Annotated in this window: 14 protein-coding genes; 12 read left to right on the plus strand and 2 right to left on the minus strand. The window is 66.0% G+C overall.

All coding sequences use genetic code 11. The features are described 5' to 3' along the window. Window positions 1–18: 18 nt before the first annotated feature. Complete coding sequence (locus VGR99_RS12755) at window positions 19–798, minus strand: class II aldolase/adducin family protein (protein ID WP_326898716.1); 780 nt, start codon at window positions 796–798, stop codon at window positions 19–21. Then, entirely contained in the window at window positions 795–1658 is an 864-nt protein-coding gene (locus VGR99_RS12760; RefSeq protein WP_326898717.1) for an ABC transporter ATP-binding protein, read from the minus strand. Before VGR99_RS12760 ends, VGR99_RS12755 begins: the two co-directional genes overlap by 4 nt. A gap of 303 nt (window positions 1659–1961) precedes the next feature. Here VGR99_RS12760 and VGR99_RS12765 point away from each other — a divergent pair, with 303 nt between their 5' ends. The 12 genes from VGR99_RS12765 (at window position 1962) to VGR99_RS12820 (ending at window position 16935) form a co-directional block, all read left to right on the plus strand. Then, complete coding sequence (locus VGR99_RS12765) at window positions 1962–2600, plus strand: GntR family transcriptional regulator (protein WP_326898718.1); 639 nt, start codon at window positions 1962–1964, stop codon at window positions 2598–2600. Window positions 2601–2666: 66 nt separating this feature from the next. Next, window positions 2667–3446, plus strand: coding sequence for an SDR family oxidoreductase (locus VGR99_RS12770; protein ID WP_326898719.1), 780 nt, complete (start codon window positions 2667–2669; stop codon window positions 3444–3446). A gap of 7 nt (window positions 3447–3453) precedes the next feature. Further along, window positions 3454–4599, plus strand: coding sequence for a pyridoxal phosphate-dependent aminotransferase (locus tag VGR99_RS12775; RefSeq protein ID WP_326898720.1), 1146 nt, complete (start codon window positions 3454–3456; stop codon window positions 4597–4599). An 11-nt stretch (window positions 4600–4610) separates the two neighbouring features. Then, window positions 4611–5492, plus strand: coding sequence for an alpha/beta hydrolase (locus VGR99_RS12780; protein ID WP_326898721.1), 882 nt, complete (start codon window positions 4611–4613; stop codon window positions 5490–5492). Window positions 5493–5495: 3 nt separating this feature from the next. After that, the gene (locus VGR99_RS12785; protein WP_326898722.1) at window positions 5496–6749 is read left to right on the plus strand and encodes a Zn-dependent hydrolase; all 1254 of its coding nucleotides are present in this window, start codon (window positions 5496–5498) and stop codon (window positions 6747–6749) included. An 8-nt stretch (window positions 6750–6757) separates the two neighbouring features. After that, window positions 6758–7288 (plus strand): flavin reductase, encoded by a 531-nt coding sequence (locus VGR99_RS12790; protein ID WP_326898723.1) that lies wholly within the window; start codon window positions 6758–6760, stop codon window positions 7286–7288. Window positions 7289–7406: 118 nt separating this feature from the next. Next, window positions 7407–8885, plus strand: a complete 1479-nt coding sequence (locus VGR99_RS12795; RefSeq protein WP_326898724.1) for a PLP-dependent aminotransferase family protein — start codon at window positions 7407–7409, stop codon at window positions 8883–8885. Between the two features lie 427 nt (window positions 8886–9312). Further along, on the plus strand, window positions 9313–11322 hold the full coding sequence (locus tag VGR99_RS12800) for a hydantoinase/oxoprolinase family protein (RefSeq protein ID WP_326898725.1): 2010 nt from the start codon (window positions 9313–9315) through the stop codon (window positions 11320–11322). Continuing rightward, window positions 11319–12899: a hydantoinase B/oxoprolinase family protein gene (locus VGR99_RS12805; RefSeq protein WP_326898726.1), complete on the plus strand. Its 1581-nt coding sequence runs from the start codon at window positions 11319–11321 to the stop codon at window positions 12897–12899. The genes VGR99_RS12800 and VGR99_RS12805 overlap by 4 nt, the downstream gene beginning before the upstream one ends. A gap of 10 nt (window positions 12900–12909) precedes the next feature. After that, complete coding sequence (locus VGR99_RS12810; protein WP_326898727.1) at window positions 12910–14205, plus strand: aminotransferase class III-fold pyridoxal phosphate-dependent enzyme; 1296 nt, start codon at window positions 12910–12912, stop codon at window positions 14203–14205. Further along, window positions 14202–15884, plus strand: a complete 1683-nt coding sequence (locus VGR99_RS12815) for a long-chain-fatty-acid--CoA ligase (protein WP_326898728.1) — start codon at window positions 14202–14204, stop codon at window positions 15882–15884. Before VGR99_RS12810 ends, VGR99_RS12815 begins: the two co-directional genes overlap by 4 nt. Window positions 15885–16002: 118 nt before the next feature. After that, window positions 16003–16935: an N-carbamoyl-D-amino-acid hydrolase gene (locus tag VGR99_RS12820; RefSeq protein WP_326898729.1), complete on the plus strand. Its 933-nt coding sequence runs from the start codon at window positions 16003–16005 to the stop codon at window positions 16933–16935.

Here is a 16935-nt window from a genome sequence, read left to right on the forward strand (position 1 = left end):
ATGCTCCAGAGGATGAAATCAATTGCGATAGGATGGATCGGTGCGGTCGAGCTGGCGCATCAGCGCAGGCCATTCGCGTTCGCCGGGCACGAGGATGTCGCCCTGCAACTCCCAGAACTGGCGGGCGGCCTTGTCGCAGACCTCGTGCGGCGGCATCACCAGCTTGGCGCCGGCCGCGGCCGCCGCCTGCATCTGGAGCTGGATCCGCGCGGCGCGCTCGAAATAATAGAGCAGCATGAAGGCTTCGCCCGGTGTCCGGCCAACGGTGAGGATGCCGTGGTTGCGCATCAACATCACCTTGTGCGGGCCGAGATCGCGCACGACGCGCGCCTGTTCGTCGAGGTCGATGGCAACGCCTTCGTAATCGTGGAAGGCCTGGCGCTCGTAGAAGCGCATGGCGAACTGGCTGAGCGGCAGTAGGCCCTTCTCCTGCCCGGAGACCGCAACGCTCGCGTCGGAATGGGTGTGCAGCACGCAGGCCGCGTCGTGGTTCGAGGTGTGGATCGCGGCATGGATCACGAAGGCCGCGACGTTGACGGCCTGGGGCGCGTCGTCGAGCTTGTTACCCTCAGTGTCGATCTTGACGAGGCTCGACGCGGTGATCTCGTCGAACAGCAATCCATAGGGATTGATGAGGAATTGATCGTCGTGGCCGGGAACGCGCAAGGAGATGTGATTGTAGATCAGGTCGTCCATCCCGAGCCTGGCGACCATGCGATAGCAGGCCGCGAGCTTGATGCGGGCATCCCACTCGGCCGGATCGATCCCGCGCGGTTCTCTCGCTGGCATTGCGTTCACTGCGATTTCTCCTGCGCGATGGAGGATTGGAACGATTTCATGCTTTCCTCCTCGATCGCATCGAGCAGCGTGCGCTTGAGGCGCACGAATTCGGGAGAGGTGACGATCTCGGGCCGGCGCGGCCGCGGAAGATCGACGACCTGTTCGAGCTTCACCGAGCCGGGGCGTGCCGTCATGACCAGCACGCGGTCGCCGAGAAAGATCGCCTCGTCGACGTCGTGGGTGATGAAGAGGATGGTGCGGCGGTATTTCTGCCAGACGTCGAGCAGCCAGCGCTGCATCATCGCCCGCGTCAACGCGTCGAGCGCGCCGAACGGCTCGTCCAGCAGCATCAGGTCGCGTTCGAACAGGAAGGTGCGCATCAGGGCGACGCGCTGGCGCATGCCGCCCGACAATTGATTGGGATACTGCTTCTCGAAACCGGCGAGGCCGAACTCGGGCAGCATCTTGAGCGCCTTGGCGCGGGCCTGGTCGCGTGGCATGCCCTCGACCTCGAGCGCGAGGATGGCGTTGTCCACCACGTTGCGCCAGGGGAACAGCAGGTCCCGCTGCGGCATGAAGGAGACGCGGCCGAGCAGGTCGGCGGCATGGCAGCTCTTGCCTTCGAAACGAAGGATGCCGCCGGCATCGGGCTCTTCGAGGCCGGCGACGATGTTGAAGAGGGTGCTCTTGCCGCAGCCGCTCGGGCCGACGACGGTGACGAACTCGCCCGGGGCGACGTTCGCCTGAAGTCCGGACAGTGCCGCCACGGCGCCGAAGGTCTTGTTGATCGCGCGCAGTTCGAGCAGCGGCTCAGGCGTCGGGTGAGCCTGCGGGGCTTCGGTGGCCGGTCCGGGATTGGGAAGGCGGGCAGCCTGCACCGGGATGTCCTTGTATAATGACGGCGGCCATTCGCATACGAAAGCGGACCGCGTTGAAATCTCTTAGCAACTCATGTGCCAGTGCGATTTTCCGGCAAATCAGGCATAAGACTTGCGAGATCGGCGGCGAACCTGCCGGGAGTTGCGGGTGTCTCCGCGAGAAAACCGGTCCTTTCGCTGAAAGATGAGTGCCATTTTGTATACTTGTATCGATATCGGAGAAACATGATGGCGGATATTGGTGCACATAGCGGAGGCAAGCGCGTGAAAAATGGGCACGAAACGCTTCCAGCAAGCCCGGGCATGACCCTCGCCGAGAGCCTGCGCCAGAAGCTCGAGGGCGCGATCGCGGCCGGCCATCTCGAGCCGGGCAGCCGGCTCGACGAGCAGGAGATCGCCCAGCGCTTCGGCGTCTCGCGCACGCCGGTGCGGGAGGCGTTCCGCCTGATGGCTGCCAACAATCTGGTCGAGCTCCGTGGTCGGCAGGGCGCGACCGTCCGCAGCATCAAGGCGCAGGCCCTGATCGAGATGTTCCAGGTCATGGCGGAGCTGGAGGGGCTCTGCGCCCGGCTTGCCGCAAGGCGCGTCTCGCAGGCCTGGGGAGCTGAAATAGGCGAGATTCACCAGCGGCTTGTCGCTGCGGGCGAAACCGGCGACATCGACGTCTTTTACGACATCAACCAGGAATTCCACGAAGCGATCTACGAGGCCTCGCGCAATTCGTTCCTCGCCGATCAAACCCGCAAGATGCGCAATCAGGTGGCGGCCTATCGCCGCCGGGTCACGCGGATGCCGAACCGGATTGCCGACACTGTCCGCGAGCACGAGGCGATCATGCAGGCGATCCTGGCGCATGATCCCGAGCGGGCGCACAGCGCCATGCGCGACCACGTCAACCTGCTCGGCGACAATCTTCTGGACTTCCTCGCCGCCTTCGAATGACCCCGGGCCTCTTGGTATGCAAATTGCTAGACCTTGTATATCTAGCTTGCATCCTGGAGACCCGGAGTGGACCTGAAGCTGACGAACAAGACCGCCCTGATCACCGGCGCGTCGAAAGGAATTGGACTTGCGGTGGCCGAACTCTTCGCCGCGGAGGGGTGTCATCTGCATCTCGCCGCCCGCAACGGCGAGGCGATGCTCGAGGCCAAGAAGCAGCTCGAAGCCCGCCATGGCGTGAAGATCACGATCCATGTACTCGATCTGTCGAGCACGGCTGCGATGGAGAAGCTCGCGGCCGAGGCCGGCGACATCGACATCCTCATCAACAATGCCGGCGACATCCCGGCCGGCTCGCTGGAGATCCTCGACGACGCCGCCTGGCGGCGCGGCTTCGATCTCAAGGTGTTCGGCTACATCACGCTGTCGCGCCTTTACTATCCGCGGATGAAGGGCAAGGACGGCGTCATCATCAACATCATCGGCAATTCCGGTGAGAACTGGGACGCGAGCTACATCGCGGGCTCGACCGGCAACGCCGCGCTGATGTCCTTCACCAAGGCGCTCGGCGGCCGCAGCCTCGATCACGGCGTGCGCGTCGTTGCGGTCAATCCGGGTCCGGTGGCCACCGATCGCATGCTCAAGATCATGAAGCGCAAGGCGATCGATATGCTCGGCGACGAAAGCCGCTGGGAGGAGCTGTTCGACAAATATCCGGGCAAGCGCCCCGCGACGTCGGAGGAGGTCGCCGATCTCGTCGCCTTCCTGTCCTCGCCGCGGTCCGGCTACATCACGGGCACCGTGGTGACGATCGACGGCGGCATTGCCGCGCGCGGCTCGGTGATCTGAGGCGTCGATGTCGGGGTCTCAATCCGCGGCGCTGGTCCGCAACCGCTATTTCGACGAGCTCTCGGCGACGCCGGGGCTCTACTGGCTCGGCCAGAACACCAACCATATCGAGAGCCATCCCGCCGTCCGCGAGGCGATGCTGCGCTCGATCGAGGCGGGCGAGTTCAACGCCTATGCCCCGCCGCTCGGCTTCGAGGCGCTGCGTGCCGCCATCGTCGCTGATCTCGGCACGCCGGGCGCAGAGGCCCTGGTGACCGAGGGCGGCGTCAACGCGCTGGCGATGATCTGCCGCGCGCGCTGCAAGCCGGGCACCACGCTGGTGACGACCGATCCGACCTGGAAATGGCCGTGCCTGTTCGCGCGCCAGCAGGGCGCCGAGGTGATCGAGATTCCGATCTACGATCCCGCCTGCAATTACCGCCTGACGGCGGAGGCGTTGAAGGCGAATGTCGATGAGCGCACCGCGATCATCTATCTCGTCGATCCCAACAACCCGCTCGGCATTCGCTACACCCGTGAGGAGATCGAAAGCTTTGCCGCGATCGCGCGCGATTGCGGTGCCCTGCTGGTACACGATTGCACCTATCGCGATTTCGCCGATGGCCACACGCCGGCGCTTCATGTGGCTCCGAAAGGCTCGGTGGTCTCGACCAGCTTTTCGAAATGGCTCGGGCTTGCGGGCTTGCGGATCGGCGCGCTCGTCGCGGCGCCCGATCTGTTCGAGGAACTGGCGCAGACCTCCACCAGCGTGCTCGGTGCGAGCGTCATCGCACAGCGCGCGGCGCAGGCGGGGCTGTCCGTCAAGGCCGAATGGATGAAGAAGGTCCGCAGCACCGACCGGGCCAACAAGGCGATGATCCAGGAGGCGGCGGCCGGGATCGAAGGGCTGGCGCTGCCGATCATGCCCTCGCACGGAAACTTCCTGGTGCTGGAGACCATCGCGGCCGGCATCCGCCCTGAAGCGCTGGTCGAATGCTATCGCCGTCAGGGCATCATGATCCGCCAGGGCACCTATCACACCCAGCGCTTCGGCGATCGTTTCGTGAAGATCAGCACCTCCGTGCCGCAAGCCTGGGTCGAAAAGCTCTGCACGCTGCTGCCGGAGATGGTCGCACAGGCGCGCACGCTGAACGACTTGCCGCCGCAATTCTAGGGACGATGTCGATGACGATGATCACAGCGAAAGACGGCGTGAAGCTCCATGTGGAGGAGGCGGGCGAGGGCACGCCGATCCTCTTCATCCATGAATTCGGCGGCAATCACGACAGCTGGGAGCCGCAGCTGCGCTATTTCAGCCGGCGCCATCGCTGTATCACCTACGCCGCGCGCGGCTATCCGCCGTCGGAGGTGCCTGACAGCGTGGAGGCCTATTCGCAGGCGATTGCCGCGGACGATGCGGTCGCCGTGCTCGACGCGCTCGAAATCGACAAGGCGCACATCGTCGGACTGTCGATGGGCGGATTCTGCACGGTCCATTTCGGCCTGCGCACGCCGGAGCGCGCGTTGTCGCTCACCGTGGCCGGCGCCGGCTATGGCTGCGAGAAGGAATTCGAGGACTATTTCCGCGGCGTCTCGCTCGAGGTCGCCGACAATTTCGAGAAGCAGGGCGCGAAGGAGTTCTCGAAGATCTATGCGCTCGGCGCGAGCCGGGTGCAGTTCCAGAACAAGGATCCTCGCGGCTGGAAGGAGTTCGCCGATCGTCTCGCCACCCATTCCGATCGCGGCGCCGCCAACACCATGCGCGGGGTCCAGGCGCGGCGGCCGTCGTTCTACGATCTGGAAGATGGCCTGAAGAACATGATGGTGCCGACGCTGGTCGTCGTCGGCGACGAGGACGATCACTGCCTCCAGCCCGGAATCTTCCTGAAGAAGACCATTCCGGCCTGCGGCCTCTCGGTCTTCCCCAAGACCGGCCATACGCTCAATCTCGAAGAGCCGGCGGCGTTCAACGCACTGCTCGCCGAGTTCATTGCGCAGGTCGAGGCCGGATACTGGCTGCCACGCGATCCCCGCGCGCTGCCGGGCCAGATCATGCGCACGAAGTAGCCGATGACGAGCCTGCCCCTGATCAACGCCGACCGGCTCTGGACCCGCTTGATGGCGCTCGCGGACATCGGCGCGACGCCGGCCGGCGGGGTCAACCGTCAGGCCTTGAGCGATGGCGAGATCGCGGCCTGGCGTCGCGTCATCGGTTGGGCGCGCGAGGCGGATCTGTCGCCTTCGACGGATGCCGCGGGGAACCTGTTCCTGACGCTGGCCGGCCGCGATCGCGCAGCGCCGCCGCTTCTCCTTGGCAGTCATCTCGACAGCCAGCCGACCGGCGGCAAGTTCGACGGTGCGGCCGGCGTGATGGCGGCGTTAGAAGCAGTCGTCTCGCTGGTCGAGCAAGGCGACAAGCCCGCGCGCGATGTCGTCGTTGTTGCATGGATGAACGAGGAGGGCTCGCGCTTCGCTCCGGGCATGATGGGCTCTGAGGCCTTCACCGGCGAGCGCGACATCGACACGATCCGCGCCGCGCGCGATGCCGATGGTATCACCGTCGGCGAGGCGCTCGATCGTCTGCACCAGGCCTTTCCCGATATGCCGCACAGGCCGCTCGGCTTTGCCGCCGGAGCCTATCTCGAATTGCACATCGAGCAGGGACCCGTGCTGGAAGCGGCTGCCTGCACCATCGGGGTTGTCACGGGCATCCAGGGCAAGAAGACCTTTCAGGTGGTGGTCGAGGGCGCCGAGGGCCATGCCGGTACGCTGGCGCAGCAGGAGCGGCGCGATGCGCTCGCGGCCTTTGCCCGGATGGCGACGGCGCTTCACGCCGAGATCGGCAGCATCGATGCCGACATCAAATTCACCATCGGCCGGGTCACGGTCACGCCGAACGCACCGTCGGTGGTGCCGTCGCGCGTCAGCTTCAGCATCGATCTGCGCCATCCCGATAATGCGGTGCTCGATACGGCCGGTGCGCGCATCAAGGCTCTTTGTGAGCAAGGCGCCCCGCCGTGCACGGTGACGGTGACGCCCCTGGTCGATGCTCCGTCGAACGCCTTCGATGCGCGCCTGCGGGCCAGCATCGCGGAAGCCGCGCGCGAGCAGGGGCATTCGGCCATGGCCATCCTCTCGGCCGCCGGTCACGACGCCCGTCATCTCGCAAAAATCTGCCCGGCCGCGATGATCTTCATCCCGTGCCGTGACGGTGTGAGCCATGTCGAGCATGAATGGGCCGAGCCCGATCATGTTGCCGCCGGCGCTTCTATGCTGGCGCAGGTGTTGCGCGGACTCGCCTTCGCGCCCGCCATCAAGATATGAGCGCTCCGATGGAGGACGTCGCCCCTCGGGATTACCGCGACGCGATGGCCTGTCTCGGTGCCGCCGTCAGCATCGTTACGACTGATGGAGCTGCGGGCCGCGCCGGATTTACCGCCTCGGCGATTTGCAGCGTCACCGACGATCCGCCGACGCTTCTGGTCTGCATCAACCGCGGCTCCTCCGCCTATGCCGGCGTGACGACCAACAAGGTGGCGTGCGTCAACGTGCTTTCGGCCCGGCATGAGCCGCTGTCGCGCCTGTTCGGCGGCAAGGTGCCGGCCGAGGAACGCTTTGCCGCAGCCAATTGGTCGACCCTCGCAACCGGCGCGCCGGTGCTGGTCGATTGTGCCGCTGCGTTCGACTGCCGGATCGTTGATGTCGTCAATGTCGGCACGCACGATGTGCTGTTCTGCCGCGTCGTGGCCCTCAAAAGATCCGGCTGCACCGACAATCTGATCTATTTCGGCCGCGCCTACCACACGGTCGGGAGGACCGAGCCAGCCGAGACTGGACCCGAATCCGCTTCTAGCCCATCCTGAGGCGACGCCGGCGGGGATCGCCGGCCATTCCAGCAACCGCCGCCACGTGATGGACAATAGCCGTCAACCGCACCCGCGCGTCTCCCTTGCGGGGATGCATATCGACCGGACTTCGGCCGTGCCGCTGCATCTGCAGATCGCGGCCCATATCCGCGACGGCGTATTGCGCGGCGTCTTTCCGGCCGGAACGCAGTTTTTGGGCTCGCGCGAGATCGCGCGGGAACTCGGCTGCTCGCGCACCGTCGTGCTGACCGCCTGGGATCTGCTCTATGCCGAGGGCTATCTGGAATCGACGCCGCGCGGCAGCGTCATGGTGGCCTCCGTCGCAACGCCGCATGCGAAGTCTCCGTCCGCGACGCCGCCTGCGACCGCGCCCGGCCATATGTCGGAGCGCTGGCGCTCGCTGCTGGCCTCCGACTACGAGACCAACTGGCCTTCGGAGTTCGCCCCCGGCGCGCCTGATATCTCGACATTTCCCTTCAAGGAATGGTCCCGCCTGCTGCGCCAGACCTGGCAGAACCCGAGAGAGCAGGAGTGCCTTGATCTTCCCTCCGAAGGGCACCCGCGCCTGCGCAGCGAGATCGCGAATTTCCTCGGCTCGGTGCGCGGGCTGGTTTGCTCGCCGGAAGAGGTGGTCGTAACCTCGGGAACATCAGGCGCGCTGGATTTCTGCAGCCGGATGATCCTCGATCCCGGCGACGAGGTCTGGGTCGAGGAACCCGGCTTCGTCGAGGCGCGCTGGGCGCTCACGGCGGCCGGCGCAAAGCTCGTTCCGATCCCGGTCGACGACAAAGGCCTCGTCGTCTCCGAGGGCATCCGGCGCGCGCCGCGCGCGAAGCTGATTGTCGTGACGCCGTCGCATCAATATCCGCTCGGCGTCAGCATGGGGCTGGAGCGGCGGCTCGAGCTGCTGGACTGGGCCAACAAGAACGACGTCTGGGTGATCGAGGACGATTACAATTCGGAGTTCAGGCACCAGGACAGCATGATCGCGTCCTTGCGCTCGCTCGATCGCGAGGGGCGGGTGATCTATTTCGGCACGTTCTCGAAGATCATGATGCCGAACCTGCGGCTCGGCTACATGGTCGCCAACAGGCATTTCATCGAGGGCTTCTCGAAGGGCCGCGCGCGGATCGAGGTCCACACCTCCGGCATCGGCCAGCTCGCGCTGGCGGAGTTCATGCGGGAAGGGCATTTGCTGCGGCATCTGCGCGGGATGCGGCGGCTCTATGCGGAGCGGCGGAAGGCGCTGATCGATGCGATCACGGCGCTGATGCCTGGCGATCTGACGGTGTCCTCCGCCGTCACGGGCCTGCATCTGGTAGCGCTGTTCACCGATGCGATGCAGGCGCGGATGAGCGACCGCGAGGCGGCGGCAGCGCTGAAGCAGGCCGGTCTCCACGTGCAGCCCTTGTCGCAGAATTTCCTGGAGCAGCCGACGCGGCAAGGCCTGGTGTTCGGCTACGGGCGGCTGCACGTCGAGGATGCGGCGCCGCTGCTCGCGAGAATCGCGGTGTGCATCGGCAGCGGCCGCCGCAATGCACCATCCGATCCGGCAATATCCTCCCGTACTGTTCGTACAATAATGAAAAGCTGAGCCGACGGCCGTGCATAGCTCGTAGGCATCTGATGATCCCGCAGTGCCGTTCAATCGCCTGCAAATTAGACAGACGATTTTGAGTGGTCAGATTGCGCTGCAGCGAGCGTCACGATTTGCGCCGAAGATTCCGTGGTGCGCTGCACTTTCTCCGCGTGGAACGATCGTCGTTCTTGTGCACTCCGCGCAGGCATCCCTGCACCAAAACGTGCAGCAGGTGGCGCGGCGCGCGGCTGCGGTCGTGTGCTGGTTTAGTGGTTTGCGACAACTCTGGCCCTATCCTGAGCCAGTCGCTCTGTCGCACGCTCGCAGTCGGTGGCATGACAAGGGATGCATGATGAGCGCTCTCGGTTTGGCATTGGACGTTGCGATGGACGGCAAGGACCCGGCGTCCGGTCCGGACGTCAAGCGTAGCTGACCCCTGCACATGAGCTCTTCCGAACATCACTGGGAAGTCGGCACCGATATCGGTGGCACCTTCACCGACATCATCGCCATCCGCCGCGACTCCGCCGAGGCGCGGATCGCAAAAGTGCCGTCGCGGCCGCAGGCGCCGGTTCAGGCCATGCTGGAGGCGATCGAGGCGGTGGGCCTGCGCAAGAGCGAGGTCAAGCGCTTCGTCCACGGCACCACGCGCGTCACCAATGCCATCGTCGAGAACCGGCTGCCGAAGGTGGCGCTGGTCGCGACCGCTGGATTTGCCGACGTGCTGGAGATCGCGCGCTATCGCCGCCGCGATCTCTATCGTCTCGACATTCCCCCAAAATCGCCGCCGCTGGTGCCGCCCGAACGGTGCTTCGGGCTTGCCGAGCGCCTCGATCACGAGGGGCGGGTGCTGAAGGCGCTGGACGAATCCGAGATCGAGCGTCTGGTGGCGTGGCTGAAAGAGAGCGGCGTGCAGAGCGTCGCTGTCGCGCTGCTCCACGCTTATGCCAATCCCGTCCACGAGAAGATGCTGGGCGAGCGCCTTAAGAATGTGGTCGCCCACGTCTCGCTGTCGCACGAGGTCAATCCCGAGGCGCGCGAATACGAACGGACCTCGGCGACCGTGTTCAACGCGGCCGCGATGCCCATCGCGGTCGAATATCTCAGCGAGCTGGAGCAGCGGCTGCCGATCGGCCCCGGCCTGCAGGTGTTTCATTCGGCCGGTGCCATGATCCCGATCTCGGCCGTGAAGCGGCGGCCGCTGGTGATGGCGATGTCGGGTCCGGCGGCCGGTGTCTCGGCCTCCGTCAGCATCGCGCGCCAGCTCGGCACGTCGCGGATGCTGACGTTCGACATGGGCGGCACCACGACCGACGTCTGCCTGATCGTCGACGGCCAGGCCGAAATGACCGACGGTCGCATGCTCGGCGACAAGCCGCTGCGCCAGCCGATGCTTGCGGTTCATTCGATCGGCGCGGGTGGCGGCTCGATCGTGCGCAACGGTCCCGGCGGCCTGACGGTCGGGCCGGAAAGCGCCGGCTCCGAGCCGGGCCCGGCCTGCTATGGCCGCGGCGGCACCGAGCCGACCATCACGGACGCTAATGCAGTGCTCGGCTATCTCAATCCCGAGACGAAACTCGGCGACCGCATCGGGATCGACATCGAAGCTGCAAAGCGCGTCATCGAACCGATCGCGCGCGCTTTGGGCCTCAGCCTGACCGAAACCGCGCTCGGCATCATCAAGGTCGCGAATGCGACAATGGCGCGCGCGCTTCGCCGCGTCACGGTCGAGCGCGGCATCGACGGCCGCGACTGTACGCTGCTCGCCTTCGGTGGCGGCGGCCCGATGCATGCCGCAGGCCTTGCCGATCTCTACGGGATTGCGGAGGTCGTCGTGCCCAGCGCGTCGAGTGCGTTCTCGGCGCTGGGGTGCCTGACCGCCGATTTCAGCTTCCTGCAGCAGCAGACGCTGCGCGCCGCCCTCGACGGCATCGACCTTGCGCGCGTGTCGGACCGGATCGGGGCGCTGATCGAGGATGCTTCAGCGCCGCTGATCGCCAACGGCGTCGCGAGGGCCGAGATTCAGGTCGAGCTCGTCGCCATGATGCGCTACGCGGCGCAGAACGACGCTATCCCGGTGCCGTTCACGCTGCCGCTTGATGTCGGCAAGCTGAAGAAAGATTTCCTGGCGCGGCATCATGAGCTGTTCGGCTATGCGACCGGCGAGGCTTGTGTCATCGAATCCGTGCGCGTGCAGGCGCGCCGCCCGTCCACGACGGTCGTGAGCCGGCCGGCGACCGCGGTGAGGGCCGTGTCGACGGGCAAGCGGACCTGCTCGTTCGACGGCCTCCACGACACCGCGACCGCGATCATCGATCGCGCCGCGCTCACCGAAATGGTCAACGGCCCCGCCATCATCGAGGACGCCTGGTCCACCGTAGTGGTGCCGCCCGGCTGGCAGGCAAAGCCTGATGCCGCCGGCAATTTGTTCCTGACGCGGAGGGCGGCATGAAGCTCGATCCATTCGTCGTCGAGGTCATCAGGCACGGCCTTTCGGCCGCGGCCGAGGAAATGAGTCTGGTGATGACGCGTTCGGCGCGCTCGCCGCTGCTGCGCGAGGCCGGCGATCTGTCGTCGGCGATCACCGACGGCCACGGTGGCCTCGTCGGGCAGGGCCGCGACATCCCGATCCATCTCGGGGCGATGGCCTACACCATCCCCGAACTGCTGAAGGTGGTGCCGCGCGACAGCCTCAACGACGGCGATGTGCTGATCTACAATGTCGGCGCGCTCGGCGGCAATCATCTCAACGACGTCAAGGTCGTGCGGCCGGTCTTCGTGGACGGCGAGATCGTGGCCTTCGCGATCAGCCTCGCGCACTGGCCTGACATCGGCGGCACCTGGCCCGGCAGCTATTTTGCCAAGGCGATCGACACGTTCCAGGAGGCGATGCGGATTCCGCCGGTTCTGATCGCGACCGCGGCCGGCATCAGCGCGCCGATCGTGCAGTTGCTCAAGGCCAATGTCCGCGACGCCGAATCCTGCGAGGGCGATCTGCTCGCCCAGATCGCGGCGACCAAGGCCGGCGAGAAGCGCATCGTCGAGCTCTGTCGCGAGCACGGCAAGGCCGTCTTCATGGCGACGCAGTCGCGCCTGCACGATCTCTCGGAGATCGAGATGCGCGAAGCGCTGCGTGCGCTGCCGGATGGCGTCTACGAGGGCGAGGACTATCTCGACGACGGCAGCGTGAACAACGCGCCGGCGCGTATTCACGTGAAGATCACCATTCGCGGGGACGAGGCGACCTTCGACCTTTCGGGGAGCTGCGACCGCGTCTCGAACTTCTGCAACACGACGCCGTTCATGGCGCGCTCGGCCGTTGCCTATGCCGCGCGCATCATGAGCGGGCGCGACATGCATCAGAACGCCGGCGCGCTGCGGCCGCTGACCATCATCACGCGCCCGGGCTCGATCCTGGAGCCGGGCTGGACCGCGTCGGTTGCCGCCGGCAATCACGAGACCTCGATGCGCATCGTCGACGCGATCTTTCGCGCGATGCAGGACACCATCCCGGAGCGGCTGTCGGCCGGCGGCGCGACCACCGCAGGCGTGCTGTTCTTCGCCGAACCGCGGCAGAACGGATCGTGGAAGATGCTCTATGAGGTCCACGGCGGCGGCGAGGGCGCGCGGCATGACCGTGCCGGCATGTCGGCGACGCGCGTGCATCTGTCCAACACCTCGAACACGCCGGTCGAGGTGATCGAGGCGAATTACGCGATCCGCCTCGAGCAGCAGGCCATCCGCTGGAATTCCGGCGGCGCAGGTACCCAGCGCGGCGGTGACGGCTCCGTCCGCACCTATCGCGTCCTGGCGCCCTCGATGCATCTGACCACCTGTATTGAGCGCATGGTGGTTGCGCCCTGGGGCATGCAGGGCGGCGAATCCGGCAAGGCCTGCCGCATCTCGCTGGTCAGGCAGGGCGCGAACGTCGCCATCGACGGCAAATCGAACCTGGTGTTGCAGCAAGACGATCTCGTCACGATCGAGATGTGCGGCGGCGGCGGCTACGGCGCCGCGGCCGCGAAGTGAGGGGATTGCGATGAGCAGATTGTTGCGAACCGGGCTGAACGCTGGCGAGAGCGCGCCGATGGCCGTGGTCGGCGGCGAGGGCGTCTACTTCCATCTGTCGGATGGCCGCAAGTTGATCGACGGCAGCAACACCGGCGGCGGCCTCGGCCATCGGCATCCAGCGATGGTCGAAGCGATCCGCCGCGCGGCCGATACGCCTGTCGTCAACGAGGGATGGACCTGGGTCGGCCGCGAGCAGGCCGCCGACGATCTGATGGCGTCGGCCTTCCAGGGCGAGGAGGATTGGGTCGGCGCGGTGCGCTTCTGCATCAGCGGCAGCGAGGCCAACGACATGGCGCTGTCGCTCTGCCAGGCGCTGACGCAGCGCTCCGCACTGGCGACGCGCGAGCGCGCCTATCACGGCATCACCGGCCTGTCGCGCAGCATGACCGTGCAGCCGCAATGGCACGGCGGCCTCGCGGTGCACACAGGCGGCTCGAAACTGCCGGCGCCGATGGCGCCGGTGCGGATCCTGCCGGCGCCTGATGGCGCGATCTATGGGGCTCCCGCCAACAACACCCCGCCGAGCGAATATCTCGCCGATGCGACGCGACTGCTGTCCGATACGGCGGCGACGATCATCGACTATACCCAGGGCGGCATCTATTACGACGGCGCCTATCAGGACGAGGTGGCGAAGCGCGCGCGCGAGGCCGGTTCGTACTGGATCGCGGACGAGGTCGTCACCGGTGCGGGACGTGCCGGGCGCTGGTTTGCTTTCCAGGGCGCCCAGAGCCGCCCGGATATCGTCACGCTCGGCAAATCACTCGGCGGCGGTGCGGCCGCGGTCGCCGCAGTCGTGGTGTCGAAGGATATCGTCGAGCGGCTGAAGGGCACGAGCTGGCAGAATTACGGCACGTTGCGCGGCCATCCGATCAGCATGGCGGCCGTCAGCGCCTATCTGAAGGTCGTCACCGACGACAAGATCCTCGAGCACGTGCAGATGCTCGAAAAGGTGTTCATCCGCCGGCTGCTCGCGATCGCGCAAAAGCATCCGAGCGTGCAGCGCGTGGCCGGGCAGGGCCTGCACTGGACGGTGGAACTGCACGGTCCGGACTGGCGCACCTGGCATGCCGACACCACGGAGGTGCCGATCGCCTCGCGTGTCGCAGCGCGGGCGCTGGAGGCTGGTGCGGTGATCGGCACCAGCGGCGAGCAGACCTCGCTGTTCCTGGCGCCGCCGCTGGTGATCTCCGAGCGCGAGGCGACGCTGCTGCTCGATGCGCTCGACCACGGTCTCGATATCGCTGACGAGGAGCACCGGTGAACGAAGAGTCCGCAGCGTCCCGACGATCGCCGGCCTGGCCGGCGGACGAGCCCTGGCATCTCGCGATGCCGGAGGGAACGCTGTACGATGCGTTGGCACGTGTTGCGCGAGAACGGCCGTCGCACCCGGCGATGGCGTTTTACGGTGCAAGCCTGAGCTACGCCGAGTTGCGCGAGCGAGTCGACGCCTTGGCTGGCTTCCTGCAGAACGCTTGCGGCGTGGCGCGCGGTGACCGCGTCATGATCGCGCTTCAGAACTCGCCGCAATATGTCATCGCCTATTACGCGGTGATGCGGGCCGATGCCGTGATCGTGCCGGTCAATCCCATGAACAAGACCGCCGAGATCGCCTATCTCGCGGAGGACAGCGGGGCCAGGGTTGCGATCATCGGCAGCGAGCTGAGCGATGTGTTTGCGCCGCTGGTGGGCGAAGCCGTCACGCATGCGATCGTCGCGCAATATCGCGACGAGGTGCCTGCGGCCACGCCGTATACGCTGCCGTCATGCGTGACAGAGGCGCCCTCGGACGTGCCGTCCTTGCCGGGCTGGCAGTCCTGGTCGTCCGCGATCGCGCAAGGCTTGGCGCCGGCTGCGATGAGTGCAGGGCCGGACGATCTCATGATCCTGCCCTATACGTCGGGGACAACGGGAAAGCCCAAGGCGTGCATGCACACGCATCGAAGCGCGCTGTTCACCGCCGTCCTGCAGGCGCGCTGGTATGGCATGGGCGGCGGCGACGTGATGACCGGCTTCATGCCGCTGTTCCACGTCGCGGGCATGCAGGGCTCGATGAATGCGGCTGTTGTCGCGGGTGCCACCCTGCTGTTGATGGCGCGCTGGGACAAGGACCTGCTGCCTGATCTGTTCGAGACCTATGGCGTGACGTTCTGGAACGCGGCGCCGACCATGATCGTGGATGTGCTTGCCAGCGCCAGGTTCCGCGACCGTTGCTTTGCCAAGTTGAAAGTGCTGACCGGCGGCGGCGCGGCGATGCCGACCGCGGTCGCCGAGCGGTTGAAGAGCCGCTTCGGGCTCGATTTCGTCGAGGGCTACGGCATGACCGAGACGATGTCGCCGACCCATCTCAATCCGATGGCCGCGCCGAAGCGGCAATGCCTCGGCATTGCCGTGCAGGAGACCGATGCGCGGGTGGTCGACCCTGATAGCCTGATCGAACTCGACGACAATGTCGTCGGCGAGATCGTCGTGCACGGGCCGCAGGTGCTGCAGGGCTACTGGAACAGGCCGCAGGCCAACGCTGAATCCTTCATCGAAATCTCTGGCAAGCGGTTCCTGCGCACGGGCGACCTCGGCTATCGCGATGCCCAGGGCTATTTCTTCGCGGTTGACCGCCTGAAGCGGATGATCAATGTCAGCGGCTTCAAGGTGTGGCCGGCAGAAGTCGAGGCCGCGATGTACCAGAACCGCGCCATCCGCGAGTGCTGCATCGTCTCTGCCCCCGACGATTATCGCGGCGAGACCGTCAAGGCACTGATCGTCCTGGACGAGGCCGCGCGCGCAACGACCTCGCCGGACGAAATCGTGAGCTGGGCGCGCGAGGCGATGGCGAGCTACAAGGCGCCGCGCGCCGTCGTCTTCGTCGACGAGCTGCCGCGTACCGCGAGCAACAAGATCAATTGGCGGCTTTTGCAGGACGCCGAATGGGGCCGGACGGCATGAAAGCTGCTTGGCTGGAAAACCGGCGCAGAAGCGCGTTATGCTGCGCGCGCCGACACACCCCCGAAGCTGCGATCGCCAGCCTCACCAAGAAACTCGCGAAGAAATCAGGAACTCGCTGATGCGTATCGTCACCGTTGCCGCCGCCCAGATGGGCCCGATCCAGAAGGCCGACAGCCGCGAGGCCGTGGTCAAGCGCATGATCGCGCTGATGGACGAGGCCAAGGCGAAGGGCGCCGACCTCATCGTCTATCCGGAACTGGCGCTGACGACGTTCTTCCCGCGCTGGTACTCGGAGGACCGGGCCGAGGCCGACATCTGGTTCGAGCGCGAGATGCCGAACGCGGCGACCAAGCCGCTGTTCGAGCGTGCGGCGCAGCACCAGATGGCGATGAATTTCGGCTATGCCGAGCTGACGCCCGACGGCCACCACTTCAATACCGCGATCCTCACCGACAAGTCCGGCAAGATCGTCGGCAAATATCGCAAGGTCCATCTGCCGGGCCATGTCGAATACGACACCAAGCGCTCGCACCAGCATCTGGAGAAGCGCTATTTCGAGCCGGGCGATCTCGGCTTCAACGTCTGGCGCGAGCTCGGCGGCGTCATCGGCATGGCCATCTGCAACGACCGCCGCTGGCCCGAGACCTATCGCGTCATGGGCCTGCAGGGCGTCGAAATGGTGCTGATCGGCTACAACACGCCGTCCGTGAATGCCGAGAAGAGCGAGGAGGGCGTCGAGAAGCGCCTGTTCCACAACCGCCTCTCGGTGCAGGCCGGCGCCTACCAGAACGCGACCTGGGTCGTCGCGGTCGCCAAGGCCGGCAATGAGGACGGCCATCCGCTGTTCGGCGGCAGCCTGATCGTCGATCCCAATGGCGAGATCGTCGCTGAAGCGAAGACGGAAGAAGACGAGCTTCTGGTTCATCCTTGCGACCTCGACGCCACCACCTTTGGCAAGACCACGATCTTCAACTTTGCGGCGCATCGCCGCGTCGAGCATTACGGCCTGATCACCAGCCGCACCGGCGCAGTGCCGCCGCCGGAGAAGTGA

It is taken from the genome of Bradyrhizobium sp., assembly GCF_035935975.1.
GTDB lineage: Bacteria > Pseudomonadota > Alphaproteobacteria > Rhizobiales > Xanthobacteraceae > Bradyrhizobium.